The 26,295-nt window shown below is 47.2% G+C and carries 24 protein-coding genes and 1 pseudogene; 11 read left to right on the forward strand and 14 right to left on the reverse strand.

Annotation, left to right across the window (positions count from 1 at the left end; translation table 11 throughout):
- The first annotated feature begins 309 nt into the window (after positions 1-309).
- The gene (locus NC997_RS06605) at positions 310-2,598 is read left to right on the forward strand and encodes a CBS domain-containing protein (protein WP_190525402.1); all 2,289 of its coding nucleotides are present in this window, start codon (positions 310-312) and stop codon (positions 2,596-2,598) included.
- 56 nt (positions 2,599-2,654) lie between these two features.
- Here the strand turns inward: NC997_RS06605 and NC997_RS06610 are convergent, their stop codons facing one another.
- Together NC997_RS06610 and NC997_RS06615 are read right to left on the reverse strand one after the other, a co-directional pair.
- Positions 2,655-5,276 carry a CHAT domain-containing protein gene (locus NC997_RS06610; RefSeq protein WP_190525341.1) on the reverse strand — a complete coding sequence of 874 codons (2,622 nt, stop codon included), beginning with the start codon at positions 5,274-5,276 and terminating at the stop codon, positions 2,655-2,657.
- A gap of 158 nt (positions 5,277-5,434) precedes the next feature.
- Entirely contained in the window at positions 5,435-7,033 is a 1,599-nt protein-coding gene (locus NC997_RS06615) for a HAMP domain-containing sensor histidine kinase (RefSeq protein ID WP_190525342.1), read from the reverse strand.
- A 60-nt stretch (positions 7,034-7,093) separates the two neighbouring features.
- Between NC997_RS06615 and NC997_RS06620 the strand changes: the two genes are divergently transcribed.
- The 3 genes from NC997_RS06620 (at position 7,094) to NC997_RS06630 (ending at position 9,060) form a co-directional block, all read left to right on the forward strand.
- Entirely contained in the window at positions 7,094-7,240 is a 147-nt protein-coding gene (locus NC997_RS06620; RefSeq protein WP_348257771.1) for a hypothetical protein, read from the forward strand.
- A 174-nt stretch (positions 7,241-7,414) separates the two neighbouring features.
- Complete coding sequence (locus NC997_RS06625; RefSeq protein WP_190525343.1) at positions 7,415-7,579, forward strand: hypothetical protein; 165 nt, start codon at positions 7,415-7,417, stop codon at positions 7,577-7,579.
- 62 nt (positions 7,580-7,641) lie between these two features.
- Complete coding sequence (locus tag NC997_RS06630; RefSeq protein ID WP_190525344.1) at positions 7,642-9,060, forward strand: general stress protein; 1,419 nt, start codon at positions 7,642-7,644, stop codon at positions 9,058-9,060.
- A gap of 78 nt (positions 9,061-9,138) precedes the next feature.
- On the opposite strand, the gene bioF is transcribed toward NC997_RS06630, so the two are convergent.
- The 7 genes from bioF to NC997_RS06665 all read right to left on the reverse strand — a co-directional run bounded on the left by bioF (position 9,139) and on the right by NC997_RS06665 (position 14,929).
- The gene (gene bioF / locus NC997_RS06635; RefSeq protein WP_190525345.1) at positions 9,139-10,305 is read right to left on the reverse strand and encodes an 8-amino-7-oxononanoate synthase; all 1,167 of its coding nucleotides are present in this window, start codon (positions 10,303-10,305) and stop codon (positions 9,139-9,141) included.
- A gap of 281 nt (positions 10,306-10,586) precedes the next feature.
- Positions 10,587-11,270, reverse strand: a complete 684-nt coding sequence (locus NC997_RS06640; protein ID WP_190525346.1) for a DUF2834 domain-containing protein — start codon at positions 11,268-11,270, stop codon at positions 10,587-10,589.
- Between the two features lie 176 nt (positions 11,271-11,446).
- Positions 11,447-12,130, reverse strand: a complete 684-nt coding sequence (locus NC997_RS06645; protein WP_190525347.1) for a hypothetical protein — start codon at positions 12,128-12,130, stop codon at positions 11,447-11,449.
- A gap of 14 nt (positions 12,131-12,144) precedes the next feature.
- Complete coding sequence (locus NC997_RS06650; RefSeq protein ID WP_190525348.1) at positions 12,145-12,831, reverse strand: DUF2834 domain-containing protein; 687 nt, start codon at positions 12,829-12,831, stop codon at positions 12,145-12,147.
- A 112-nt stretch (positions 12,832-12,943) separates the two neighbouring features.
- Positions 12,944-14,056: a heat-inducible transcriptional repressor HrcA gene (hrcA, locus tag NC997_RS06655; protein ID WP_190410381.1), complete on the reverse strand. Its 1,113-nt coding sequence runs from the start codon at positions 14,054-14,056 to the stop codon at positions 12,944-12,946.
- A 124-nt stretch (positions 14,057-14,180) separates the two neighbouring features.
- Positions 14,181-14,372, reverse strand: a complete 192-nt coding sequence (locus NC997_RS06660; protein ID WP_190410380.1) for a hypothetical protein — start codon at positions 14,370-14,372, stop codon at positions 14,181-14,183.
- 197 nt (positions 14,373-14,569) lie between these two features.
- Positions 14,570-14,929 (reverse strand): rhodanese-like domain-containing protein, encoded by a 360-nt coding sequence (locus NC997_RS06665; protein WP_190525349.1) that lies wholly within the window; start codon positions 14,927-14,929, stop codon positions 14,570-14,572.
- A gap of 130 nt (positions 14,930-15,059) precedes the next feature.
- Between NC997_RS06665 and NC997_RS06670 the strand changes: the two genes are divergently transcribed.
- The 4 genes and pseudogenes from NC997_RS06670 to NC997_RS06685 all read left to right on the forward strand — a co-directional run bounded on the left by NC997_RS06670 (position 15,060) and on the right by NC997_RS06685 (position 19,623).
- Positions 15,060-16,847: a DUF3352 domain-containing protein gene (locus tag NC997_RS06670; RefSeq protein ID WP_190525350.1), complete on the forward strand. Its 1,788-nt coding sequence runs from the start codon at positions 15,060-15,062 to the stop codon at positions 16,845-16,847.
- Positions 16,848-17,070: 223 nt separating this feature from the next.
- Positions 17,071-17,351, forward strand: a pseudogene (locus NC997_RS06675) (hypothetical protein); the annotation flags it as partial.
- Positions 17,352-17,567: 216 nt separating this feature from the next.
- On the forward strand, positions 17,568-19,139 hold the full coding sequence (locus tag NC997_RS06680) for an ATP-binding protein (RefSeq protein WP_190525352.1): 1,572 nt from the start codon (positions 17,568-17,570) through the stop codon (positions 19,137-19,139).
- A gap of 118 nt (positions 19,140-19,257) precedes the next feature.
- Positions 19,258-19,623, forward strand: a complete 366-nt coding sequence (locus NC997_RS06685; protein ID WP_190433632.1) for a DUF1823 family protein — start codon at positions 19,258-19,260, stop codon at positions 19,621-19,623.
- A gap of 193 nt (positions 19,624-19,816) precedes the next feature.
- Here NC997_RS06685 and NC997_RS06690 read toward each other — a convergent pair whose 3' ends face one another.
- From NC997_RS06690 to NC997_RS06710, 5 genes are all read right to left on the reverse strand, one after another.
- Positions 19,817-20,716, reverse strand: a complete 900-nt coding sequence (locus tag NC997_RS06690) for a phage Gp37/Gp68 family protein (protein WP_190525353.1) — start codon at positions 20,714-20,716, stop codon at positions 19,817-19,819.
- 42 nt (positions 20,717-20,758) lie between these two features.
- Positions 20,759-21,550 (reverse strand): hypothetical protein, encoded by a 792-nt coding sequence (locus tag NC997_RS06695; RefSeq protein ID WP_190525354.1) that lies wholly within the window; start codon positions 21,548-21,550, stop codon positions 20,759-20,761.
- Entirely contained in the window at positions 21,547-22,371 is an 825-nt protein-coding gene (locus NC997_RS06700; RefSeq protein WP_190525355.1) for a single-stranded DNA-binding protein, read from the reverse strand. Before NC997_RS06700 ends, NC997_RS06695 begins: the two co-directional genes overlap by 4 nt.
- A 32-nt stretch (positions 22,372-22,403) precedes the next feature.
- Positions 22,404-23,030 (reverse strand): hypothetical protein, encoded by a 627-nt coding sequence (locus tag NC997_RS06705; RefSeq protein ID WP_190525356.1) that lies wholly within the window; start codon positions 23,028-23,030, stop codon positions 22,404-22,406.
- 78 nt (positions 23,031-23,108) lie between these two features.
- Positions 23,109-24,188 (reverse strand): hypothetical protein, encoded by a 1,080-nt coding sequence (locus tag NC997_RS06710; protein WP_190525357.1) that lies wholly within the window; start codon positions 24,186-24,188, stop codon positions 23,109-23,111.
- 173 nt (positions 24,189-24,361) lie between these two features.
- Here NC997_RS06710 and NC997_RS06715 point away from each other — a divergent pair, with 173 nt between their 5' ends.
- The 3 genes from NC997_RS06715 (at position 24,362) to NC997_RS06725 (ending at position 26,279) form a co-directional block, all read left to right on the forward strand.
- On the forward strand, positions 24,362-24,604 hold the full coding sequence (locus NC997_RS06715) for a helix-turn-helix transcriptional regulator (RefSeq protein WP_199306065.1): 243 nt from the start codon (positions 24,362-24,364) through the stop codon (positions 24,602-24,604).
- A gap of 127 nt (positions 24,605-24,731) precedes the next feature.
- Complete coding sequence (locus tag NC997_RS06720) at positions 24,732-24,974, forward strand: hypothetical protein (protein ID WP_190525358.1); 243 nt, start codon at positions 24,732-24,734, stop codon at positions 24,972-24,974.
- Between the two features lie 75 nt (positions 24,975-25,049).
- Positions 25,050-26,279, forward strand: a complete 1,230-nt coding sequence (locus NC997_RS06725; RefSeq protein ID WP_190525359.1) for a DNA cytosine methyltransferase — start codon at positions 25,050-25,052, stop codon at positions 26,277-26,279.
- Positions 26,280-26,295 lie beyond the last annotated feature (16 nt).

The following is a 26,295-nucleotide window of genomic DNA, read 5'->3' on the forward strand; positions in this document are numbered from 1 at the left end:
TATTATTCTTTTTTGATAAGAAAAATAACCCTCGATTCCTCATTTTTGAAGAGCTAAGAACCATTGGACTCATTGGACTCTCTTCTAGAAAGGGAAATATTTGCTCTTAGGATACTTGTACTGATTTTATATAGACAATTTATGAATTAGCCCTCTATCTAGGGATTTATTTTCTTTCATAAAACATAAATATTTATTGCAATCAAGTAATGATTTATTGCACATAACTAAGAATTAGCAGAAGTTTGGGTGTATCACAGTTTACAATTGCCAACAGTACCCCTGTGGAAATTACTGGATGGGTTCACAATGCAGCCCAACGCCCTGCCGCTTCCTTGCCTATCTCTAGACCCTGCTATTGACCGTCAGCCTCTGACTGTAGCGCCTGACACACCTCTCCTTGATGTATTGGCGCTCATGAGCCAGTTACGGAGTAGTTGTGAGTTGCCCAGAGGAACCCAAGCCAGAGGGACACAAGCAGACACCAGTGCAGCGTCAGAAGACCCAAGCTGGGAGGCGAGCGAGGGAATGAACGCCGCCTTGCCGCACCCTGCATCCTGTTGGTTGTCACAAGAGGAGACCGATTTTGACACTGCCGATGCCGCAGGTCATTGTGTCTTAGTCATGCAAGGATCGCAGCTTGTGGGAGTCTTTACAGAGCGCGATATTGTTAGACTGACTGCCGCCAGAGCTTCCCTAATTAACGTCAAAATTGCCGATGTCGTCACGCAACCAGCCATTACCCTCAGACAATCAGAAGCTCACGATGTTTTCACGGCTCTTTCCTTGTTTCGTCAGCACCGAATTCGCCATTTGCCAATCATTGACGATAATGCAGGGGTAGTCGGAATTGTCACGCACGATAGTATTCGCAAAGCGTTGCAACCCGTTAATCTTCTAACGCGATTGCGATACGTCGCGGATGTGATGACATCCCAAGTCGTTCATGCGCCTATGACGGCTTCTGTTCTCGATTTAGCCCAAATCATGGCTAGTCAGCTAGTCAGCTGTGTCGTCATTACAGAACAGAGGGAAAACCAAATTGAGAACAAGCCAATAAAGACGCTTAATTCTCAATTCCCAATGCCCGTAGGCATTGTCACAGAGCGAGATGTGGTGCAGTTTCAGGCGATGGAATTAGACTTGTCGAAATTGCAGGCAAAAGACGTAATGAGTACACCCTTATTTTGTCTGCAACCCTCAAATTCCCTATGGGTTGCCCATCAAGAAATGCAGCGGCGGCGCGTGCGACGTCTGGTAGTTGCTAGCAATCAGGGCGAATTACTCGGCATTGTCTCCCAAACCAGCCTGCTACAAGTGCTGAATCCGGCGGATATGTACAATGTCATTGAGGTATTGCAGCAGGCAGTAGAAGAGCGTACCAAAGCATTAGAAAATAGCAACGAGCGATTGCGTTGTGAAATTGCTGAGCGCAAACGAGCTGAAAAGGCATTGCGACAAGCGCACGATAACTTAAAAAGACAAGTAGAGGAGCAAACTGCCGAATTAGCTCAAGCGAATGTGCTTCTCAAAAAGGACATTATTGAGCGTGTCGCAGTAGAGGCGGCTTTGCGGAAATCAGAGGCGCAAAAGACAGGATTAATCGCGTCTCTACAACAACAAGCCGAACATCTGGAACAAACTTTACACCAACTGCAAAAAACCCAAGCCCAGCTGATTCAAACAGAAAAAATGTCCAGTTTGGGGCAACTGGTAGCTGGTATTGCCCACGAAATTAACAATCCGATTAATTTTATTTACGGCAATCTCAGCTATGCCGGTCAATATGTCCAGGATTTGCTGAATCTGCTGCAACTTTATATCAAACATCATCCTCAACCAGAAGCGGAAATTCAAACAGAAATTGAGGCAATTGACCTGGAGTTTTTGAAGACAGACCTCCCGAAACTTTTAGGCTCGATGAAGGTGGGAGCCAACCGTATCCGGGACTTGGTACTGTCCCTACGAAATTTCTCCCGATTGGATGAAGCGCAACAGAAATTTGTGAATATACACGACGGGATAAATAGTACTCTTCTGATATTACAAAATCAACTAGAAGCAAAAGCGGGACGCTCTGGGATTAAAATTATTAAAGAATATGGCAATCTCCCTGCTGTGGAGTGTTTGGGGGGGCAGATTAACCAGGTATTTATGAATATTCTCAGTAATGCCATTGATGCCCTCGAAGAGGTCTTTGCTAAGGAATCATGGGGGATGGCTCATGGAGAGGACAGTATCGATTCCCAACCCCCGACAATTTGGATACGCACCGAATTAGTCGGTAAAAATCAGGTAGCTATCAGGATTGAAGACAACGGAATTGGGATGACGGAAGCGGTACGGCGTCAAATGTTTGACCCTTTCTTCACAACGAAACCTGTGGGTAAAGGTACCGGCTTAGGATTATCAATTTGCTATCAGATTGTGGAAAAACACGGCGGTCAGCTGAAGTGTATTTCCGCACCCGGTGAGGGAACTGAGTTTGTAATTCAGATTCCAATCCGACAGACAACTCATGCCGATTCTATGTATACATCCCGTCGTCTAAAGCCTGCCATTGAGCGAAATGAAGAGCAACAGCTACACGGAGCTTAGCGAATGGGAGAAGGAATTAAAAACCGAAGAATTTCTATCTTTCTGTTTTAATTTAATTATTGTGCTTCTCCAATAAGAGTAAAAGCCGCCCAGTCTTTCGGATCGGGGTGTTGCTTCATTGTTGTCAGCATCGCCTGACGCATCGCTTGCGCTTTGTCGGGATTCTTTTGAAGGTTTTGATAAAATTCGGTCATTAAGGATGCTGTAGGGGCGTCTGGAACCGACCAGAGGGACACAATTACACTGGGTATACCCGCAGTAATTAAGCTGCGAGATAGTCCGATAACGCCATCGCCGGTAATTTTGCCTCTGCCAGTGTCGCAAGCACTCAGCACGACTAGCTCAGCATTCAGTTTCATGTCTAGAATTTCGCTAGCGGTGAGTAAGCCAGTATCCTGCTCAGATGGAGCGAGAGCGATCGCACCCGGTACACCCAAACCTTTAAAATCATCCAGCAAACCATGTGTCGCTAGATGAATAATCTTCGCTTTGGGCATCTGTTGCGCGATCGCTATTTTGGTCGCTTGCTTGCCAATGAGCGGTTTGGTTTTGAGGAGAAAAGCGATCGCTTTTGCTTCCTGTTCCGCACCTGGTAGCTGAGATAACGGCTCCGGTTTCTCCCCAATTTTAGGAGCAACGTTAGGCATTGTAGGATTGCCTACCACTAGCACTTCCTTTCCCGATACACGTTGCCGTTGCTTGCGGGTTAGCTCCAGAACCTGAATTGCGGGTGCTGTCACAATAGTGTGTTGTTCGATGAGGTATTTGCCACTGGCATCTTGGAGTGCTGGAAAGGGAACTAGGAACAGTTCACGTTGAGGGATGAAAATAATTCGGTCGTTGGGGTCTTTTGGCAATCGGTCAGCAATCGGTTGAATCAGCAGTTGATGCAGTTGCTGTAATCGTTTATTAGTGCTGGTTTTATCCACTTTAGAGGCAACGGCAAGGCCACGACCTCTAACGCCGATGGAATCACGGCTGCTAGTAACAAGTTCTTCTAGAGAAATATTTTGTTTTTGCCACAGAGGTTTCAAGTCAGCCGTGCGAAACGTTACTTCACCTGTAGGCTTGATGACCCAAATATAAAGTTCTGATTCTTGAGCTTTTTGTTTACCTTGAACTTTGAATGTGTCGTAAATAATCGAATATTGAACAAGAGTGGAGGCTTGCGCTTTAGCAATTTGTTTAATTTGCTCAATGGTAAGAGGTTGAAGGTTAGAAGGTGGAGCTGAACCTTCAACCTGTAACCTGTCATCCTGCAACCTATCAGCGAGTAATTCCACAAAGGCTCGTGCCCTTCCCCGCTCCGCAATTTCCAGTGCTGGCTCAGTTTTACTCTGGGCAATGAGGACTTTTTGTAATGTCTGGTACGTACCAACTTGCCTTTCAAAGATTGACACTTTATTCGCATCGTTACTGCCTAAGCCCGCTCGAATAGATTCCAGAACCTTAATTGCATCCATTAAAATTGGCTCTGCGGTTACGAAATTGCCTTGTTTATAGAGAGTAAAACCTAAATTGTGCAGAGCTATGCCTTCGCCTTCACGGTTTTGAATTTCCTGCGCGATCGCTAACTGTTGCTGAGAGTATTCAAGCGCTTTAGCATAGTCTCCAAGGCGACGGTAAGCCACTCCCAGATTACCTAGTAAAGCTCCTTCATTGCGTCGATCTTTGATTTCTCGTGCGATCGCCAAACTCTGCTGAGTATAATCAATCGCCTTGGTATAGTCATCTAAATAAAGATAAGCTGTTGCCAGATTGGCTAGTGCCGACCCCTCACTTCGTCGATTTTTAACTTCCTGTGCGATCGCTAACTGCTGCTGAGAGGATTCAATCGCTTTAGCATAGTCCCCAAGGTTACTGTAAGCCACTCCCAGATTGCCCAGTGCCGCCCCCTCGCTTCGTCGGTCTCCTATTTCCCGGGCGTTGGCTAACTGCTGCTGAAGGTAGCCAATTGCCTTGGCATAGTCTCCTAGGGAAACGTAAGCTGCTCCTAAATTGGCTACTGCCTTTCCCTCAGCTTGTGGATCTGGAAATCCATCTGCTGCGACGAGCGCCAATACCTGCTGAGAATACTCAATCCCCTTAGGGTAGTTTTCCAAGTTAAGGTAAATCCCTCCCAGATTGGCCAATGCCGCCCTCTCATTGAGTGGGTCTTCTATTTCTCTTGCGATCCCCAACTGCTGCTGAGTGTAATCAATCGCTTTGGCATAGTCACCTAGAGAGTCATGAACCAGTCCTATCCCTCCTAGCGCCAATGCCTCGCCTTTTCGGTTTTTGATGTTCCGGTAGATTAAGAGTGACTGTTCCAAAGACTGTAATGCCGCTGCCCATTGACTGGTAAAATAGTGCCCAGCTCCTTGTTTACGTAGGCGGTCTGCTTGAGTCTCATAAACCATGTCGATCTTTTCTAGGACCAACTCCTCGCCTCGGCGGTCTTTGAGTTCCTGGTAGATCAAGAGTGCCTGTTGCCAAGACTCTAATGCCGCTTCCTGTTGATTGGCAAGATACTGGTCAAATGCTTGCCCATCCAGTCGCTCTGCTTCCGCTTTCCTTGCATTTGGGGTTTGAGCCAACGCTTGGGGTGCTGTTAAGGGTGCTGGAAGATTGGCAACTGGCGTCACGCCATTGGCAACAAGCATGGCGAATAGCATCAGTCCGATTTTTGGGCGTCGCATGGCTGGCTCAACAGGTGTAGATGTGCGGCAGTAGCTACACTGTCATAGCCCAGACACAAAGATACTGTCCAGCGATCGCGGCTGTAACGAAGAGCGGATGCTAGATGTTAAGACTCGCATTGGTGGCGGGATAGCGATCGCTATCCCGCGATTACCAATTAAGCATTCCAAATGCCGGAACCATCCACATCTAACGGTAGGAAAACCGTCATGACCTCACCTTGCTGAGGTCGTTGCCGTACAATCAGTTTTCCTCCTAACGCTTGGAAGAGATTTTTGGTGACGTTGAGATTGAGGCTCAAACATCCGGTTTCTGGCTGAAACATCAATAGCTGACCAATTGACTTGCACGTTGGTGGGTTGTTGTCTGCGGCTAGCGAGTTGCCGCTTTCGTCAGGTTGGTTTTGAGACTGGAGTTGCAATTTTAGCTGGTCTCCAGCGGGTGTCACCTCCACCTGAATATGACCGCCTGCGGGGATGCTGCGAGTGAAGTTTTCAATTAACCCAGTGAGTACCTGATCCAGCATGGCGGGATTACTGACAACAGCGGGGAGCTTTTGCGGTAATACCACCTCTAGGGTTAAGTTGCGACGATTTGCTTGTTTTTGCCAGCGAGGAATGCTGTTTTGGAAGACCTGCGCCACCGACATCGCAGTCAGGTGAACGGGCGAGCGCTTAACGGTTTCTGTTTCTAATTCCACCGCCCGGAAAAACAACTCCATGCGGTCAATTTGCTCGGTACACTCGCGATCGATCGCTTCCAAACGCCTGATGATGTCCGGTGCTAATTCGTTGCGGCGCTTCAGCAACAGCCGCGTTAAGGTGCGTATGGTACTCAGGGGCGTCCGTACTTCGTGGGCAAACGCTTGAAGTAATTCCACATCATTAGAATTTTGAATTTTGAATTTTGAATTTTCAATTAATTTAGGATTCAAAATTGGCAGTTGGGAATTATCTTCTAGCTCTTTACCTTTTGCTTCTTGCCCACACCCAAGACGGGATAAATCGGCGTCTTTCCGATCGCCTCTGATTTCTTCGGGCAAATGTTTCAACAGCAACCGGCTAAATTGCATAACGGTTCGATAATCGGGCGCTTGGGGTGCAAAGCGTTCGACTAAAGTTTCTAACTGACTCACTTGATGAAGGCTAGTCAGCAACAAGCGCGATCGCAAAGTTTGCCACGCTTGCTCCACCACTTGCGGATCAAAAGAATATTGGAAAGCTGGGGCACCTGTAATATCTTCTCCAACAACCATCACCAAACTAAACCGTGGTGTGAAAATTACGCAAAACTGTTCGCTTGTTAAGGGATCGGCAGGGATTAACGGGAAGTTGGAAGTGGATTGAGGTTCGTTTTCCTTTTGCTGAGTTGTTGCGGGAGGCAGCAGAAATGGCATTAATGCCAGAGGATTAAATCGCTCTGCTGTAAAAATTCCGGTATGTACGCGAGTCATTACCGCTGGGTGGCTCAGAACCGGCACAGGACCCGCTAAAACTAAGCCCAAGGTTTGTGGCGCATCAGGTTTAGCAGGTTCTAGAACTTGCAGCAACAATTGTTCCAAGGCAGCGATCGCTCCACACCACTCCCGCGAGGCACGGGCGTACTCTCGTGCCGTCCGGCTGGCAGGGCGCAATCCATGCGCTTTTTCTGCTGTCTGCTCTACAGAAGGCATAACAGAATTTGCCCCAGTTTGTTCGCTGTGTTCGCTCTGGGCTAATATTTCACTGATGGTTGGTAGTAACCACTTCTTTTGCACAAAGATCCACCCCTTTAACGGCAATCAACTGGCGGTGCGTCTTTTAAACTACTTCTGATTATGAGCGTACCGATAGTTGCCCTCTATCGGTGGTGGTATAACCGAACGAATCAGTGGCAATTCCCGCGCTCTGTTCGGAAAAATTTCTCAGGGTCATCGGGGCACAATCTCCCCATTCATGCTCTAGGAGTCGGTTCTCCCCGATAAATGTCCGTTAATCTCTTGGCAACTCCTCTCCTTATAAAAGTAAGTTCATAAAAGATAAGTTCTTTCCCCTTCCCCGAAACAGAAGCAGCTTCGGGGTTAAGTTTACTGTATAAGACAAAGTATAAGTGTCTTTCCACTCATGCTAAGGGGCAAGGAATAAAGGCATACAAAAAAATGAGCAAAAACCAAAAAGAGTTTTTCATCAAAAAAACTGATGCAAAAAATGCATTAGGAGCTGATAGAAGAATATCTTTTACCCATCTGTTGATAGAGAAAATTTTACATCTCCAGGCTGATGAAAAGTGTAGAAAAAAACAGAAAGATAAGCAAAGTGCATAAATAAAAAATTGATTCTGTATTTGTGCTGACGGAAGTTATTGAATACTTCTAGGAGGAAAAAAATGACCCTCGACCAAAACAAGCGAGCTGTCGGCGTATTTTCTACACCTGAACAGGCGGAATATGCGCTCAACGAGCTTAGGGACTCTGGTTTTGCCATGAACACAGTTTCTGTGGTGGCACGGGATAGCACTCGGCAAGATGAGGTAGCTGGTGTTGAAGTCAACCCTTACGGAGGTGGCAATGAAGCCGGTGGGGGTGCAGCGGCGGGTGCCTTAGCAGGCGGTGCGGTCGGCGGTTTAGTTGGCGTCCTAGGAGCCTTAAGTGCGTTGGCAGTTCCGGGATTTGGTCCGGTTATCGCAGGAGGTGCGATCGCTTCTATTCTGGGAGATGCTTTAATCGGGGGTGCGGTTGGCGCTGCGACAGGTGGCATTGTCGGCACACTGATGGGTTTAGGAATTCCTGAAGAACAAGCCAAAGTTTACAACCACCGAGTCTCCCAAGGAGATTATTTAGTAATTGTTGAGGGTACGCAAGACGAAATTAATCGTGCTGAATCGATTTTGAACCGGCAAGGTATTCAGCATTGGGGTGTCTACGATGTGACGGGGGTTTCGGCGGTTCCTGACAATTATGGCGCTTCTTCCTCAACCCCCTTCGATCCGATCAGCAGCACGTATCCTTCCCCGTTAGGACTCGATCCCCTGGCGACGGGTTATTCCTCTTCGTTAGGAATGAATCCGCTGGGTGCCGCCTCTCCCGTCACCTATGTTCCTACAGAAGATAATGTCAATGACAGCGATTTCAGCCGACACAAGCGAGCCGTTGGTGCCTTTGTCAGCCGTCGGGATACGGAAGATGCGCTTCACGAGCTGAGTAATTCTGGCTTTCCGATGAGTAAAGTTTCCGTCGTTGCCAGAGATGCAGACCCCCAGGATCAAATCGCTGGCGTTGAAATGAGCGATCGCGTTGATGACAATAACGTTGATGAAAGCGCAACCACAGGGGCGATCGCAGGGGGTGCTTTAGGCGGTCTGACTGGCTTATTACTCGGTTTGGGTGTATTGGCGATTCCCGGAGTTGGCCCGATTTTGTTGGCTGGTGCTACCGCAACTGCGATCGCAACCACCCTGGCGGGGAGTGGAATCGGCGCAGCCGCAGGTGGCTTGATTGGCGCACTGCTGGGTTTAGGAATTCCTGAAGATCGAGCGCAAGTTTATAACAATCTTGTGGCTCGCGGTGATTATCTGGTTATGGTAGATGGCACCGAAGACGATATCGAACGTGCCGAATCAGTTCTGAGCAATCGCGGCATTCAAGAGTGGGCTATCTACGATGTACCGCCTTCTACAACTTCGAGAAGCGATTCCACTAACCGCATCGTCGAACCTCAGGAGAATCTGACGGCTGTGAATGAGATTAAGTCTCAGGATAACGTGACCCAAGTAAGCGATCGCGTCACGATTGTTGACAATCGGTAGTAACTTTCCCACAATTTCGCGCAAAGGCGCAAAGGCGTTAAGAAAAACTTTGCGTCTTTGCGTCTTGGCACGAAATAATCAAAAGCACTTCTCAATTAAAGTCTCTACCAATCGTTGAAGATGGTCAGTTTCATGCGTTGCCATTACCGAGATCCGAATTCGACTCGTAGGCACCGTGGGAGGACGAATCGCTGGGGCGAAAATGCCGGATGTTTTTAGTTGATGTCCCATTTTTAGCGCTGCTTCTGCACTGTCCAGGGGAAAGCAGAGAATAGGAGATTCAGAAGGCAGCAATTGTAAGGTTAATTGCTGGGCAATCTGCTGTTTGAGAAAATTGACATTATTCCACAAACTAGCGCGGCGTTCCGGTTCTTTTCGGATGATGCGAAGAGCTTCCAATGCCGCAGCGGTATCAGCGGGTGAAAGAGCCGTGGTATAAATCCAACTAGGTGCCCGATTCCGCAAAAAGTCAATCACAGCCGAGTTGCCTGCGACATATCCACCCAAACTGCCTAAAGCTTTGCTGAGGGTGCCGATTTGAATCAACGGGACATTGCTACAGCGAAAATGTTCTACACACCCAGCACCCGTTGCTCCGAGTACCCCTGTGGCATGAGCTTCATCAACGAGCAGCATACAGCTAAATTCCTCCGCCAGCTCTAACAGTCCCGGTAAGGGGCACAAATCGCCATCCATACTGAAGACGCTATCTGTGAGAATCAGGCATCGACGGTATTTTTCCCGGTGTAAATTCAGTTGGGTTTTTAACTCCTCAACATTGCAGTGAGGGTATTCAATAACCATTGCACCGCTAAGAATCGCCCCATTTTTCAGACTGGAGTGATTGTACCCATCAGACACAATCAGATCGCGTTTTCCGACTAAAGCAGCGATCGCACCTAAGTTTGCCAGATATCCAGAACTAAAAACTAAGGCATCTTCAGTTTGTTTGAGGGATGCGATCGCTTTTTCCAATTCCCGATGCAGTTCCCGATGTCCGCTGAGTAACCGAGAACCCGTGCTACCCGTGCCAAATGTCTGAGTAGCCGCTACTGCGGCTTGGATGAGGCGTTCATCCCCCGCGAGTCCCAAGTAATCATTACTGGCAAAATTGATGACTTCACGCCCCTCCAGCAACACCGTCGCACCCGGACGACTAGCGATCGCTTGCACCGACCGATACCAATCTGCGCGGTGAATGGTGGCGAGGGATTGCTCTACCCAAGCGTAAGGATTCGTTGGCATTTCGATCGGTTATCGCACCTTTAACTTGCCTGTATAGCAGTTCTCACTTTGTTGCAACACACTCCTAACCTCACCCCCAATCCCCTCTCTCCACTTTTCGGTGAGGGGACAGTATTGAACCTCTTCCTGCTTGAGGGGAGGGGCAGGGGTGGGGTTAAACGGTACTGCATCCAAACGAGAATTGCTATAAAAGAAAATACCGGAAAAGTGGCAATTATGCTTCTCTCCTCCTAGACAAGCTACAGCGCGTCTCTACATTTTCTCCTGGAACAACTCGCAAGCTAAGCTGTCAAATTAGACGCTTGAACGCTGACGTCAGCACTTGATTCTGGCAAAGGTGGACGCAGGCAAAGATAAGTAAGTGGTCCAAATAAAGGTACTAGCGCCACCGCCCAGAAAATTCGAGCCTCCTTTATGCCCCGACGAGCCATATCATCGTCAAACAGTGACGTTAATGGAAACACCAGGCACATGAGACAAAAATCCAAACTGATGAGGTGAACGAATTCCCTGGTTTTAAACTGTTGAATATAATCTCCCCAATCTCCAGCAAATATTGCGTAGGCAAGTAAGCCAATCGTTGTTAACAGTAGGAAAATTCCTGTCCAACGGGAATCTAGAATTTTTAGTAATTTATCCTTCGGTCCAGAAAATTCTTGATTTGATTTTCGGAAAATTAAATAGGGGATAAAGCAAATCACACCCGTTCCATTTGCCCCAATGAAATAAGGCCATGAGCGAAACGGTTGCGTTGTGCCATCAGCAAACATTAGACAAGCATAAATCATAGGCCAAACGCCCATGAGCCAGAAGATAGCCACAAGAATTGCATTCACATCTGCCAACTGGAATGTTAACAACTTCCAAACCAGCGAAAACGTCTCTGGTTGAGCAAGTGGAGCTAACCATACGGTATAGACAAGAAATGTAATCCATATCAAGAACAAGGCAATTTTTCTGCCCATAATCTTGACCCATAACTTTATACATCAATTATTTAACTTTAAAAGCCCGATAACAGCACTTACCTCCGTCTTAAGTCACACCAACTTGCATTCAAAAGAAAGCCACAGGCTCTCCTTTCTTTCCTCCGCGTCCTCCGCGACTTCTGCGGTTCTCTCTCCTAAAATAGAGATACGGTTCAGACTCGTATAGTGCTAGCAACAGATTCTGGTACTGAACCAGCACCAGCTTCTGGTAAAGGTGGACGAATACAGAGATAGGCAATGGGTCCCAGCAGAGGAACCAGCGATACTGCCCAAAAAACTGGGGGAATATTGAACCCTCGACGCGCCATATCATCGCCAAGAACGGTCGGAAACAACAGACAGAACAGGCAAAAAGCCAAACTCATGCCATTGACAAAGCGATCGCTTTGGAATTGCTGAATAAACCCTCCCCAATCACCCGCCAGTAAGGCAAATGCTAGCAATAAAAGCGTGCTGAAATTGAGGATAATACCTGTCCAGCGAGAATCAAAAACTTTGAGCAAGGTATCCTTTTGCCCGGAAAACTCTTGATTCGGTTCCCTCAAGGCTAAATAAGGTATTAAGCTAATCACTCCCGTTCCCGCTGAACCCAAAGCAAAAGGCCAGAAACGAATCTTTTGCATCCTCCCATCGACGAACAAAAGACAGCTATAGATGAGTATCCAGATGCCAATCAGGGAAAATATAGAAAGGATAATTGGGTTGACCTGGGTCCACTGACCCGTCAATATATTTTTAATGAGCCTCAGTGTGTCTGGCGTAATTGGCGGTGCCAGCAGCAAAACATAGGAGATAAATCCAGCCCATAATAACCAAAGTGCTGTTTTTCTAGCCATATTTCCATCAAATTTTAATTTCTAGATTGTGCGGGTTGCCGTTCCGTGGAGAAAGCTTCGGCATTAGTTTCTGGTAAGGGAGGACGCAGGCAAAGATAAGCTAAAGCGCCAAACAAAGGAATCAGCACTACTATCCAAAAAAGTGTAGAATTCTTGATTCCCCGACGCGCCATATCATCTCCCAGAAGTGCGGGAAATATTAACCACAGCAGGCAGAAATCCAAACTCATGACATGAACGAAGCGATTTGTCTGGAACTGCTGAATATAATCTGCCCAATTCCCGCCCAATAAGCCATATACAACCAAACTCCCAGCGCCGAATGTTAGCAAAAAACCAAGCCACCGGGAATCGAGTATTTTCAGAAATAAATTCTTTTCTCCGTGAAATTCCTGGTTGGGTTCTCGCAGTGCTAAATAAGGCAACAAAGCAAATGCTCCGACTCCAAAAGAGAACGCCGAAAAAGGCCAAGCTGCTACCTTTTGCTGTTTGCCATCAATGAGCATCAGACAGGCGTAAATCATCGGTACGATGCCCAGAAGATTGAATAGCGTGACGACTAGGGGGTTAATCCCTGTCCATTGACCTGTGGAGAGATTTTTGATGAGTTCAAATGTGCCTGGTTGTTCAGGAGGTGCTAACAGAAAGGCATAGGTAATAAATGCTGCCCAAAGCAACCAAAAGCCAATTTTTCTAGCCATATCAGTGAAGAATGAAAAGCAAAAATTAGAGCTAATCGCAATTAGCCATGTTTATCGTTCGTAGTTCGTGGTGGGCTACCCAATCGCTAATCGCGATTAGCGATTTTCTAAATTAAGCAGGTTGCGTAAGAGCATCCGAGAGATAATCGGCGGCGGCTTCAACGAGTGCGATCGCATTTTCGTACACCATCCGCGTTGGCCCCAAAACACCTACACTTCCCACGGGTACTGAACCCTGCTGATAAGTTGCAGAAATCAGCGTACAGGTACGCATCGGTTCTAAAGGATTTTCCGAACCAATCCGCACTGTCACTCGCGAACCAGAGGTGACATCTGAAATAGCCGTGACATCTGGTCTAGGCCATTCAAAGATTAAAGGCCACAACTGGTCTTGTTCCTCTTCCAATAGGTGTATAAGCGTCTGCACTTGCTGTAATTCGGAAAATTCTGGCTGACGCAATACTTCAGCGACGCCACGAACCATAATTTGAGTTGTGGCAGGTTGGGAAGTGCGACGGATCAAGTCGGAGAGGAGATTTCGCAAAGAATCAACATATCGTTGAAATTCTCGGTCTAGTTCGCTCCAGTCTAAAGTTGCCAGTTCACTGAGCGATCGCCCCCGCAAGTGGCTATTCAGAAAATTCGATAAAATTTGCAACTCCCGATCTACAATTTCTGCGTCCGGTTGCTCATCCTCCGATTCTGAGAGCGGTAACTCCATTAAGACGCTAGTCGTCTCATAAGAATCCGTCACCACAATCAGCATCACCCTTCCCGGATCGAGCTGCACCAGTTGCAAATGCCGCAAACGATTAGTTCGAGTCTGCGGCATCGTGATCAGGGTAATATAACCGCTGAGCGTTGCCAGAATTTGCGCTGCACCCCGCAACACAGTCTCGAAACTCTGATGTTCCAAGTTCAAACGGTTTGTGAATAACTGCTCTACCTGACGCCCCAAGGCTTCAGAAGGCTTAATTAATTGATCGACATAAATTCGATAGCCAGAGTCAGAGGGAACCCGTCCAGCCGAGGTATGGGGTTGATAGAGCAACCCCGCTTTCTCTAAGACGCCCATTGCATTGCGAATCGTCGCTGGACTGACGCACAGATTATACTCGTCTACCAAAGCTTTTGAGCCGACTGGCTCAGCCGTCGCAATATAGTGACGGACAGTTGCCCAGAGAATACGTTGTTGACGGTCAGTCAGACTTACTTGCCTAGCCATTTAAACGAAAGCCGAATTGGATAGGGTTTTAAAAACAATTGGAAATTCCTGGACTTCTGATGATGAATTTCTCAGTAAGTCCGGCGCTCTTGTCAAGCAAGCAGCCGATTAAATATAGGATAGGTTAAAACAGAATAGCAGATGCTGCCTTCTGCCTGCCGGTTCGCCACACCCAGCCAGTAGAAGCATAACAGCCGCCGAACTTCAACCTTAGACATACCATGACGATCGATCGCAGAGTTAGGACATTATCGCTACCCGTAACTCTAGAGTCCACAGTCTCTATCAGGATTGTCTGTAGTCTACTCGACTGCATCGAAGTTTGTCAGCCAAAACCTCTAAATACTTATTTCGCTAGTAAAAATTAAAACAATATCGTGAACCGTATTTAATTAAAAAATCTAACCCCAGCCTTTTTCCTTAGTAGGGAAGAAAGAGAATTTCTGCCCTCTTGTTGCAGGAGCGGGGTTGGGGAAGAGGTTCCAGCTTCAAGATAGTTTTGTACTGGGATCATTAGTATTGGGAAATTGTCGGATCGACTCGGATTGAGTAGGCATCGATGCCACCAGCAATATTTTTGACATTGGTGAAGCCTTGCATTTGTAGCCACTGGCACATCTGCGCCGAACGGATGCCATGATGACAGAGAACCAGCGTCTCGGCGTGCGGATCGAACTGGGTCTGGATTTGGTCAGCCCAGTCGGCAAATTCCGACAAGGGGAGGTTTTCAAAACCCTCAATGCTGGCGATCGCAACTTCCTGTGGTTCTCGCACATCCACCAATTGCAGACTCTCAGGGGAATCGGCAAGACGGCTGGCAAGTTCTTCTACGCTAATCTGGGGAATATCTTGGCGAAAAGATTGAGCAGACATGAGGTTGTGCAACGCTGGAGATTAACTAAGATTTTAATAGTTGGCAGTCCGATGAGCTGAAATAATAGGTTCTGGCATCGGGATTAGTGTTCTTAGCTGAATCGCGCTCACCCAAGGTCTACATTTCACCATGAAGCGACGCTCGTTTTTCTACGTTCTGGCAGCTGGCGTTTTAGTGCTGCTGTTAATTGGTGCCGGTGGCTTTTACTGGCTGAGGGCAAACAGTCCTCTCGCCCTTCTAGGGGGTGGGGAGGTGACGAACCCATCTGCCACCATATTTGTGCCGAAAAAGGCACCCGTAATGGTGTCATTGCTTGTGAATCCAGATCGGTTGGAAGGGTTGCGGCAGGCTGTAGCGCGTCCCGCGAACCGCAAGCGCTCGCGTGCAGAACTCAACCAATTTAAACAAAGCTTACTCGCGAACACGGATCTGGACTATCGCCGAGATATCCAACCCTGGCTGGGGGATGAAATCACGCTGGCTCTCACCAGCTTAGATATCGATCGCACCCGTGACAATGGAGAGCAGCGCGGGCTGCTACTGGCTGTCACCACCAAAAATCCGCAACGCAGCCGCGAGTTTGTGGATTTGTTCTGGCAGAAGCAAGCAAATGTTGAGACAGATTTAGTCTTTGAGACTTATAAAGGTGTCAAGCTGATTTATAAGAATCAAGAGTCGGTCGTCAAAACTCAAGACGCAGTCAATAAAGGCTTTTACAACCGCGATAGATCGGCATTGCCAAAAGACGCGATAAACCGCGCCTCAGCTCAAAACTCGGTTGCTACCGCAGTTGTTGGCGATCGCTTTGTGTTGTTTGCCAATAATCCTAGGGTGCTGAAAGAAGCCATTAATAATGTGCAAGCGCCCAATCTCAGCCTCAGCGATTCAACTTCTTATCAGCGGGCAATCGAAAGCATCTCTCAGCCGAAAATTGGTCTGACTTATGTGAATCTACCCGCGCTGGCGAAGTTGCTGGGGAACAATTCACAGATGGAAATTGACCCAACCTATGAGAGTTTAGCCATCGCCATCTCTCCAAAAACTCAAGGATTGCTGGCAGAAACCGCTTTATTAGCGGCTACCGGACAGGAAATCCCCCCGACAACTCCCAGCCTATCTCAACCAGTCGGAGCGTTGCAGTATCTACCAGAGAAAATAGCGATCGCAGCTTCTGGTAGTAACTTAGAGCAACTGTGGACTCAACTCACTTCTGGATTAGATAGCGATGATAGCCTTGTCCAACTGATCGATCAACCCATCGCGAATCTCCAAGCTCGTTGGGGCATTGATTTAAAGCAAGATATCTTTAGTTGGGTGCAAGGCGAGTACGCTTTAGGAATGCTACCTCGTGCCGACCGCAAAGATTCAGATTGGATTTTTGTCGCCGAGAAATCAGCAACGACAAAAGCAGAGGCGGCAATCGATCGTCTAGACGCTGTTGCCAAACAGCAAGGGTTGAGCGTTAGCTCATTTACCCTGGAGAATCAACCGATCTCTGCCTGGACACAACTCACAACCACTGCCGATAAGAATCAGGGTGAAGACCAAGATTCAGTCAAGCTAGAGGCACAGGTGAAAGGAGTTCACGCCAGTATTGGCAAATACGAGATTTTCACCACTTCGATCGAAGCAATGAATCAAGCGATTAAGGCTCCTGATAATTCTCTCGTCAAGAGCGATCGCTTCCAGGCAAATATCACCTCTTTACCGCAGCCGAATAACGGCTATTTGTATCTAGATTGGGCATCTAGTCAGGCGTTCTTAGAGCGTCAGCTGCCAATTGTCAGAGTAGTGGAACTGGTGGCGAAACCGTTATTTAACGAGCTAAATTCGCTTGCCTTTAGCAGCTACGGCAGCGATGACGGGGTTCGCCGCAGTAAAGTCTTCCTCCGCCTAGGTGCTAAGGCTGAGGAATGAGTCGCACATCCGAGTAGGGGAAAGGGAATCGGTAATCAGTAATCGCTAAAAACTTCCCGCTTCCCCCGCTGCTGAGTCATATCATGTCCACTAAATTTCCATAATTTCCCGGAACCCCAAGAAAGCTATCTCTTGGGGTTCTTTATTCTTTGGGCTACTGTGTATACACAAGTCTTCTTGAACTGCCAGTCCCGTTTTGCTCGCCAAGCCTTGTTTGTAGTCAGTAAAACAGTTACAACGAACCCAAACGCAACTGAATTTAAACCGAAAAAATGCCCAGCCTCGGCTGTCTAGTTGTCGGTATCGCCTACGAAATTAACGACTCGGTAAATTTTATCGGCGGCAACCTGGTGCAGACCAATAGTTATATCCGAGACCTTCTTGAAATCTTACGCCTCTACCAACTAAAAGGCAGATAGAATTCGGCAAATTGTATTGAATTTGTGAAACTTCTCACGATTAGATGAAGCTGAGATAAAGCTGGTTGAGATTCACGAAGGCCTTTAAGTGACGCTAATTTTTTAGATCCGTATAAAAATGCACTAAAGTTGGCACCGCTTTGGTTCATAGTTTTTCAGGAATAGCCAAGCAACAATTTGGAGGAAGTCAAAACTGCATCTTTAAATTACAAGTAAACTGGAACTTAGTCATAGATTTACGTGACTATACAGTAGATTCGCGGTTTTTTTGCTTTTCACTTCAAAAAAACTAACAAGTACCATGACAAAAAAGACGGCTAATGGTATAATTCCGCAATCTTTAAGATTATTTGAATTATTGCCGGTACTTGTCTTGGCTAATTATTTACATTTAAACGAAATTAATACAGTGCGGGAAATTAACGCAGCGGTGGTTAATATCAGTGGTCGTCAGCGGATGTTATCTCAACGCACGGCACTGTTCGCCTTAAGACTAGTCTGTACAAAAGATATTGCCGAGCAAGAGAAATTGCGCTCTACTTTGCAAGCTGATCTGGATTTGATGGAACGGTCGCATAGTGGTTTGATCGAGGGCAATCTGGAGATGAAACTACCGGGTCAACCATCATCCGTTGTTCGGTCAATGTACTTTGAGCCACCGCTAAATTTAGACCAGCACATACGCCAATATATCGCGCAAGCGAGAGCGATCGCCCAAGCAACCCCTGAAGAACTAACCTCAGACAATCCGCATCTACGTTACATTCTTACAGAGTCTTCTACCAACCTACTTGAGGCTCTAGATGCAGTGGTGAGCCAATATCAACAAGAAAGTGATATTGAACAACTCGCCCTTAATATTCATCAAGCGGAACTCTACGAGCAAAGTTGTGCCACCGCTGCCCAAGCTGTTGCTCAATCAAAGCATTTAGAGCAAGCTTTGCACGACCTGCAACAAGTCCAATCCCAACTCGTTGAAAAAGAAAAAATGTCCAATTTGGGATGTTTGGTAGCAGGGGTGGCTCACGAAATCAACAACCCTGTTAGCTTTATCTATGGGAACCTAAATTATGCAGTTGACTATGTGCAAAATTTGCTTGATTTAGTGACGCTTTACGAGCAAGAGTGCCCCAATCCTAGCTGCTTGATGCAAGAAAAAATCGCAGAACTCGACATAGATTTTCTCAGAGAAGACTTGCCTAAAGTGATGTCTTCAATGGAAATAGGGGCAAAGCGTATTCATCAGATTGTGCTATCGTTGCGGAATTTTTCTCGCAATGATGAACAGGTTATGCAGCAAGTGAACCTTCACGAAGGGATTGATAATACCCTGCTGATTTTGCAAAACCGACTAAAAGCACATGGCAACCATGCAGAAATTGAAGTGATTAAAGAGTATGCTGATTTACCTTTGGTGGAATGTTACCCAGGGCAAATGAGCCAGGTATTTATGAATTTGCTCGGTAATGCGATTGATGAGCTAGAGCGTTACAGTAGCGAAACCCCAAATAAAGGTTCTATTTCAGGGGTTCGCAGTTCGGATGAATTACTCAACAAACCCAGTCAAATTTTGATTCGCACAGAACTGACCTCTTCCAATACGATTATTGTGCGGATTGCTGATAACGGGCAGGGCATGAATGAAGATGTTAAAGCCCGATTATTTGAGCCATTTTTTACCACCAAGCCTGTCGGTAAAGGTACTGGGCTAGGGTTATCCATTAGCTATCAGATTGTAGTAGAGAAGCACAAAGGTTCGCTTAATTGCGTATCGGTACCTGGACAAGGAACAGAATTTTGTATTGAGATTCCCGTGTGGCACACCCAGGAAGAATCAACGCTTAACAGAAGAAATCAACTTTTGGCAAGTTAACAGCCGTGAGAGCACACCATTTTTGTAAAAAGTGCGAATGGAATTCTCCAGAGATATTTAGCCAAGGAAAAAAGTTGTATTTTATTGATACAGCTTTTGTTGTTAATTGTTCATTCTCATGTCTAACTTACCGCCGCTGAATACCGAAACGATTTGGGCTATCCTGAACGATGAAATTGATGATGCCACAGTGAACCAACTGGTGTGGCAATGCTTGGGTTATCGCTACGACACAGGGGCGAATCAATGGGACGCGAGCGAAGTTCCCCCAGAATGGCGAGATGAATATTCACAACCGCCTGATTTTATTGAGAACCGTCCACCAACGGTGAAGCTGACTCGCTCGATTCCGGCAGAGAACAAGCAGCTACTAAAAGAACAACTCGGCTTTAAAGGCTACAAATTGGGTGAATTTGGTCCCAGGCAGACTCGTCGGGCAACAGCGGCGAATTGGCTGTTGAGCTATATGCAAACCACCCGTTGAACTAAGTCATACTAAGCGGGACTCAAATCACCACTGCCCACGCCCTAAACTATAAACAAGTTATCGGGAGTGGATAAATCCCAGGATTGGCTGACTCCCGGTAGCAAATTCATTGAATGGAGACTAATTCAGGTGGAGACAAACCAAGCTGACTGTACAATGTCGAGTTGTATTACGCCTGCAAAATTTCGCGTTAGCTTTCTGGGAATTCTCTAATCTTTAAGTCATTAGGGAATTCTTCAAGATCCCCGCCCTTCTTGCTTTTAAGGCGTAGGTCAGATGTGGTAAAGCCAGTTTCTGTCTTCTGCGATTGCAGGGGAAGACTGCCAAGCTGTTTGACAAAAACTGGAGTCTCGCAGTGCTGGCATTGGCTGACAATTGAGCGAATCCAGTCAAGATGACAGGGACGAGCGTTGTGTCCAGATTCGCCGCCGACAATTACCCAGTCGATGACATCTGCTGGAAACATGGTTTCGCGTTCGTCGAGCGCTTGCATGGCAAGAGAAACTTCTCCGTCAACATTAAACAGTTCAATCTCTTCCAGCAGCGGCTCACAACTTAAAAAGCGAATCGCTGCCGGACAATGACGGAGAAGCGGGATTCGCTCGTTGGCAGTTTTCTGATTCTCGCAGGTGACGCCTAGCCACACATTTGGTAGGTGTGGCTTGATGCGTTTCTGTAATTCAGAAGGACTTGTCTCTGGTCGGATATCGCAAGCAGCTCTGGCAATCCTGAAGCTGACGTTACGAGCTGACAAATAATCCAGCGCTCTCTGTGGTCGCTTCGTAAGGATTTGATAGGTAAGCCAAGGAGTCAATGCTGTAACTGCAAATACCCGATCCAGTTGCTCATCTGTGACCTTTTCATGGAACAAGTCGCTCATTGAATTAACAAAAATTCGTTGCGGCTTCTTCCACTTCAAAGGATGAAGCAATCGGTCTTCGTGGAATTGCACGTCGCTGAATTTGCGATCGCCCCAGAAGCGTTTTGCAATCCCTTCGGCATAGCAAAACGCACAACCAGGACTCACCTTGTCGCAACCCGTGATGATATTCCAAACTAGGTCTGCCCATTCAATATCAGTTTTTGACATTTGATTAATGTTGTGATGGAAATGACACTCAAATCTTGCTGCCTAGGCTATTTTTGCGAACTCTTCAGCCCAAAAAATCATTGTCAAGCAAGCCATCAAGCCGCCGAGCGCCACCCCTCGACGCCCTTGGGCTATTTCACGTTGAGCGGTAGGAGATAAGCCCGACAGAAAAATCGTGCAGGCAAGGCAGCTTTCGAGCAGATGCAGAGAGCTTTTTGTCTTGAGGAATTGCACGACCTCCCAACAAATTGCTCTGTGCATTTTCAAATCTATTCCTCGAAGCTTTTCCTGCATTTTGATAACCCTAGGGCTTTTGAGTAAACCCGGATCTGTGGTGAGGTTAGTCTCGATTACTTGACTGACATTTTGCGGCGTCGCAAGCCTAAAAGTTTCTACCAAGTTTTCAATTAAATCGGTGTTTTCTTTTTTAATCAAGTCAATGACTTGGTTGAACTTGATAGGGTCGGTAAGTGCAATTTCCGTCAAAGATTGAGACAATCCATTTTTCTTGAAAATGTCCCAGAACCATCGCTGGAGAATTTTTAAGCGCTGACCTTTGGCGATCGCCGCCCTGCGTTGCACTTCATGAGCGTCGTATTTAGCAACCCGATTTTCACACGCTTGAACGAGAGCCGGGTCTGAAAAAGAAAAGTGGGCGAAGTGCGGATTTACTAAAACCTCTTTTCCTTGTCGGAAAAACGTGCTTCCAGCCCTTAAGAAAACGGGTTCTTTGCACTCCGGACAAAGCAGCCCCAGTTGTTTGTAATCCTGGTACGTGCAATCTGACGCAGCAACCAATTCACCGCCGTATCTGATGGAGGATGCGTACTTCACGGTTTCACCTGCCCCTTAACTCCGCTTTCCACTTGTCGCATCCAATCTCGCATCGCTTCCTCCTCTTTCTGCCCAGAGGCGATCGCTCCTGGAACAAACTTCGTATACGACTCAGAAGCGAGGTGCTGATTCCCAAGTCGGCTAAACGCCCAACTAATACAGAGCCACTTCACGAGCGCATCGCACTGGAAGGAATTCAAATCAACAGGAGCCTTCGCCTCGTACTTCGCCAGCCAGGTCTTTACCTGGTCGGCTGAATGTCCGGTGAGCGTCCGGACAGCGCGAATCCTTGCATTTTGGTCAATCGCTTCCGGGGTTATTTGTTGGGTTTCAACCGGCTGGGCAGGGCGCGGGTTCTGGTTTGAGTTATCGGGTGCAGGTACAGGAGCGTTTCTCCCAACGGGAAGCTTGATAACGTTTTTGAGCGCTTGGAGAACTTTGGAATCCAAAGACTCGACAGGCGATTGATTCTGCTCTTTATACTCTTTAAAAAGAATCAAATGGGCGTAGATATTTTCTTCATTCTCACGTCCAATGGCGCGAGAAAACCAAACATCGTTGCCGTATTTAGAGCGAAAGCGGCGCTTCCAGATTACGCCTTTCCACTCCACAGCTTTCGCTAATTTATGCCCTTCCCATGATTCTGATTCAACTACTTTCGCGCTAATCGATTGCCAATCAAATCCAGGGTATTCTGCGAGAGTTTTCGTAAATTTTGGTTCGCCCGGATTGGGCGCTGAAATACGGTCTGCCGCATCTGCTAGCCGCGTTAGCGCGGATGCAATCTCTTTAAGATAGTGTTCGACGTGTTCGGCTTCCATTGCTTTTTCTCCTAAGTTGTAGAAGTCAGTAGTTACAAATCAGGCAGTTTGCGATCGCCTAGCAGTATTTCTAACGTTTGCTCCATGTTCCCAGCGATCCTCACAAAAGCTGCTGTAGCCTCCTTGGTTAAGGTTTTGGCTTTTAATCCCCCTCCTGACTTGGTTTCGGTTTCAAGGTTTGCAAGTGTTACTCGGATCAGGACTAGAAAAGCCTCTACAACCATTGGGTGTGTAGCAGGATATTTCCTAGCTATCTGAGTGCGATAAAGTTTCACGATCGCATCTGGAACTGAAACCCCAGAGGCAAGATGCTCGACAAAAATAGCGGAAGTAACTTGCTCGGACGCTGTGATTTCTTGAGCGTTAATTACCCTTTCTAGGGTTTGTACTTCCATGTACTTCATGGGTGAAAGTTTCGAGCTTGCTAAAGTCAAGAAAACCTTTGCCAATGAAATTACTACCGATAAATCTGACACCCCAAGCTCTGCTAAATTTTTGCCGTCTTCTGCCTGTGCGAAAACTGGCTTTCCTTGCTTGGCTTCTTCAATCATTTGGGTAAAAGCTTCCACAACTTCCGATGTAGTCAGCTTTCCCTGTTGAACCTCGGCAATCGCTTCATTCATCTCTTGGATGAGAGCTTCTCTATCTTTTGTAAACATTTTGCTTTTCAGGAATTGAGGTGGACCTTGGTGAATCTCGCCCCTCCATTGTCGCTTTTTGAAGGGGCGATACTCCTGCTATTTCTTAATAACGCGAACTAATTCTTTTTTGTGTTTATCCAACACGTTTTGGCTGGGATTGTAGCCTTTCAAAATGCGCCTGATTCCCGGACTTAAATCGTTCCACTTCACCCCCTTCCAAGGCGCTTCTACGTGTTTGATTTCATCTGGAGCAACTTCTTTAAGAGAACCATCCTCCAAGCGCACCACAACCGAATCCAAAGTGACGCGCTCGACCACTCCCGGCTGAACGGTTGCGATGATGGCGATCGCTTCGGTAAATCGGTACTGGAGGACGGCGGCGCGACGTTCTTGCTTGGCACTATCAATGGGGAGGCGGGAGAAGTCGAAGTTGATGTGGCTCAGTTCTATCCCTCGGAGGTTCCCCCAGACGGCGGCAAGAGCGCCATCACAGAAAGTATCGTTGCGCTGGTAGGTGCCCGCCTTCCAGTTGATAACAACCTTGACGTTGATGATTTCTTCCCATTCGTTGCAGTAGTAGCCGCCCGTGAGAATGTTGCATTGATCCCACTCGGCACGCGCTACTTCCGGCACGTCGCGACCGGCTGTGTGAGCGAGGAAGGCGGTGAGAAAAGCGATCGCTTCCGGTTTAGATTCAGTGCGGGGGTCGTAGATGATTTCCGGTTGCAGGCGAATTGCTACGTTATCTCCAGAAAGCGCTCCGGTAAGTTCTGGTTCTGGGGCGACTTCTTGGGCTTGCGCTTCCAGGTAAGTTTCGACTTCAGCCTGCGCCTGTGCCCAGGATTTGGGCTGGATGAACTCGGCTTCAATTTCGCGAGAGCGATCGCACTCTTGGGACTTTTCGTGGTGGGCGTACACAACCCGGTCGTTGCACGGGCAGTAGCCGCGACCGGAGGGTTCGTTGTAGGACTCGAAAAAAGGGCAGGAAGCGCAGGTGGTAGAAGTCATCGTTTCTTCTACAGTCACCGGGGCTTGGGCGGGTTGGCTTTCCAGAATCAGGTCAATGCAGTCGGCAGTGCGCGCGAGGCATTTTAGTCCCCGTTCTTTGCAAATCGTCCAGATGGAATTCCGGTTGCCGATAGCTTCGAGCTGGGCGCGGGTGTAAAGTGGATTCATATCAGTCCTTCTTCCTGGGGGTCTGGTGGAGAGAGGCGCTTCAGATTCGCAGTCGGTAGCGCTTTCTCTATACCTTTAACCGTAAACTCTCAGTTGATAGTTGTCAACTCTCAGTTGAGGGTTTATATTGGGTTCAGGATGTCAACCGATAATTAAGAGTTGAGGTTTATGAAATGACTCTCCTGATGAAGGTTAGAAAGGTTGTCGAGCGGGAATTCTCAGGACTGGGGGCGCAAATCAAGCGGCTTAGAGAGGCGGATGACCGCTCTTTGATCCAGATTTGCGCCCAGGTTGGCATGACACCAGCTAACTGGTACAAAATTGAGAACGAAGAAACTAAGGTCTTGCCCCTGGAAACTTTACGAAAAATCGAAGCTGTCCTAGAAGCTGATTTGGGCGTGACTTTCGATGATTAATCCTCAGTGCCCTCTCCGTCCTGTAGAGAGCTACCGCGAAATTTTCGTAGATGTCTAAAAATTTTTAACCCTCAGCACAGTTTAGAAGCCGGTGCCGAGGGAAGTTTCAACTTATGGAGATAAGTCAATGTCCAACATAACAGAAACCCAGTTAGCACCCCCGCCCGTTCCCACTTCAGAAATACTTCTCGCTTGCCAGAAGAAGCAGCTGATCAAACAACTAGATTTATTGCAAGGAGCGCTGAATCTTTCTTGTACCACGCATCAGCAGAGGATTGAGAAGCTGCAACGCCAGCTTTCCGAAGAGCGGAGGGTACTGAAGGAGCAGATCAAAGCGATCAGAGAATCGATTGAGCAACTGGGAAGTTAAGGAAGGCTGATGAAAACCGTCGCCCAAGCACAAACAATCGATACTGCTGAAGCCCCGCTTTATAGAGGATGAGAAATGACAGCAAAACTAATTTCACGTCCTGCGAATATAGTTCGATCGTCAGCTAGCAAAAGCGAGTCTACGTCAGGTTCTAAATTAAGCCTAGTAGAACTATTTGCGGGTGCTGGCGGTCTTGCTCAAGGATTCCTGCAAACGGGGCATTACGACCTTATTGCCCTTACTGATATTGATACAGTTGCAAAACAGACGTTTGAATTAAACTACCCAAACCCTGAGACTGAGTACATTTGTGATGATATTAAGAACCTTGGAAGACCTAGCCGACTACTTAAGAAAGCTAATGGTCGAAAAGTTTCAGGCTTGTTGGGTGGGCCACCTTGTCAAGGATTTAGTTTGGCTGGATTAAGGCGACCTGATGACGAGCGCAATCAATATATTGGAGACTATGTGCGGTTTGTTACAGCCCTAAAGCCGGACTTCCTACTAATGGAGAACGTGCCGCAGGTCATCTTTCATCCCCAGTTCAAAGCTCTAATCAAAGCACTGAATAAAGATTTTGAGGTTCAGTTCACTGTTTTGAATGCAGCTCAGTATGGTATAGCCCAAACTCGACACCGGGCTTTTGTCTTGGCGTTTCGTCGAGAGCTAGGCGTCAAACCTGCTTTCCCTGCTCCTACTCACGCTTTTACAAGGCAGGTTGTTTTCAATTATCGCCAGCAGCGTTTAGAAAACTCGCGGTGCAAATCAGCCGATAAAGATGGCATTTTTGGTGCCGATTCTTCGGTTGTCCGTGCAATTAAAGAGATAAAGGCTAATTACCGAGGATTAGGAGAGGTAAAACCTTTAGTCAACGTGTGGGATGCGATCGGCGATCTAGTAAATCGTAGTGCTTCCTCAGCTCCTAACCATGTCCCCCGCGTTCACAAAGGCAAATTGCTAGAACTCATTGAGCGCATTCCTGAAGGTGGTGGGCTAGAGAATATTGACAGCAAGTATCACCCTAAAAGTCACTACTCTCAGGCCTACGGGCGCTTGCATCGTCATGGGCTTGCACGAACTATCACTACTTGTTTTCAGAATGCTGGAAGTGGGCGCTTCATTCACCCGATCGAGCCTCGCACCCTAACAATTCGTGAGGCAGCACGCTTACAAGGGTTTAGCGATGAGTTTGTGTTCTATGGAACCCTGGGAGATCAAATGCGTTTGGTAGGCAATGCTGTCCCACCACTACTAGCTCAGGTGATTGCCGATCGCATCTGGCAGGATCTTTCTACCGTTCTCTAACACTGTAACCATAATT

It is taken from the genome of Trichocoleus sp. DQ-A2 (genome assembly GCF_039961915.1).
GTDB lineage: Bacteria > Cyanobacteriota > Cyanobacteriia > Cyanobacteriales > FACHB-T130 > FACHB-T130.

Excerpts from the sequence above, each read along its gene's own strand:
- NC997_RS06605 (WP_190525402.1), top strand. The coding sequence starts at position 310 with ATGCAGCCCAACGCCCTGCCGCTTCCTTGCCTATCTCTAGACCCTGCT.
- NC997_RS06610 (WP_190525341.1), bottom strand. The coding sequence starts at position 5,276 with ATGCGACGCCCAAAAATCGGACTGATGCTATTCGCCATGCTTGTTGCC.
- NC997_RS06620 (WP_348257771.1), top strand. The coding sequence starts at position 7,094 with ATGAGCGTACCGATAGTTGCCCTCTATCGGTGGTGGTATAACCGAACG.
- NC997_RS06625 (WP_190525343.1), top strand. The coding sequence starts at position 7,415 with ATGAGCAAAAACCAAAAAGAGTTTTTCATCAAAAAAACTGATGCAAAA.
- NC997_RS06630 (WP_190525344.1), top strand. The coding sequence starts at position 7,642 with ATGACCCTCGACCAAAACAAGCGAGCTGTCGGCGTATTTTCTACACCT.
- bioF (WP_190525345.1), bottom strand. The coding sequence starts at position 10,305 with ATGCCAACGAATCCTTACGCTTGGGTAGAGCAATCCCTCGCCACCATT.
- NC997_RS06640 (WP_190525346.1), bottom strand. The coding sequence starts at position 11,270 with ATGGGCAGAAAAATTGCCTTGTTCTTGATATGGATTACATTTCTTGTC.
- NC997_RS06645 (WP_190525347.1), bottom strand. The coding sequence starts at position 12,130 with ATGGCTAGAAAAACAGCACTTTGGTTATTATGGGCTGGATTTATCTCC.
- NC997_RS06650 (WP_190525348.1), bottom strand. The coding sequence starts at position 12,831 with ATGGCTAGAAAAATTGGCTTTTGGTTGCTTTGGGCAGCATTTATTACC.
- hrcA (WP_190410381.1), bottom strand. The coding sequence starts at position 14,056 with ATGGCTAGGCAAGTAAGTCTGACTGACCGTCAACAACGTATTCTCTGG.
- NC997_RS06660 (WP_190410380.1), bottom strand. The coding sequence starts at position 14,372 with ATGCAGTCGAGTAGACTACAGACAATCCTGATAGAGACTGTGGACTCT.
- NC997_RS06665 (WP_190525349.1), bottom strand. The coding sequence starts at position 14,929 with ATGTCTGCTCAATCTTTTCGCCAAGATATTCCCCAGATTAGCGTAGAA.
- NC997_RS06670 (WP_190525350.1), top strand. The coding sequence starts at position 15,060 with ATGAAGCGACGCTCGTTTTTCTACGTTCTGGCAGCTGGCGTTTTAGTG.
- NC997_RS06680 (WP_190525352.1), top strand. The coding sequence starts at position 17,568 with ATGACAAAAAAGACGGCTAATGGTATAATTCCGCAATCTTTAAGATTA.
- NC997_RS06685 (WP_190433632.1), top strand. The coding sequence starts at position 19,258 with ATGTCTAACTTACCGCCGCTGAATACCGAAACGATTTGGGCTATCCTG.
- NC997_RS06690 (WP_190525353.1), bottom strand. The coding sequence starts at position 20,716 with ATGTCAAAAACTGATATTGAATGGGCAGACCTAGTTTGGAATATCATC.
- NC997_RS06700 (WP_190525355.1), bottom strand. The coding sequence starts at position 22,371 with ATGGAAGCCGAACACGTCGAACACTATCTTAAAGAGATTGCATCCGCG.
- NC997_RS06705 (WP_190525356.1), bottom strand. The coding sequence starts at position 23,030 with ATGTTTACAAAAGATAGAGAAGCTCTCATCCAAGAGATGAATGAAGCG.
- NC997_RS06710 (WP_190525357.1), bottom strand. The coding sequence starts at position 24,188 with ATGAATCCACTTTACACCCGCGCCCAGCTCGAAGCTATCGGCAACCGG.
- NC997_RS06715 (WP_199306065.1), top strand. The coding sequence starts at position 24,362 with ATGACTCTCCTGATGAAGGTTAGAAAGGTTGTCGAGCGGGAATTCTCA.
- NC997_RS06720 (WP_190525358.1), top strand. The coding sequence starts at position 24,732 with ATGTCCAACATAACAGAAACCCAGTTAGCACCCCCGCCCGTTCCCACT.
- NC997_RS06725 (WP_190525359.1), top strand. The coding sequence starts at position 25,050 with ATGACAGCAAAACTAATTTCACGTCCTGCGAATATAGTTCGATCGTCA.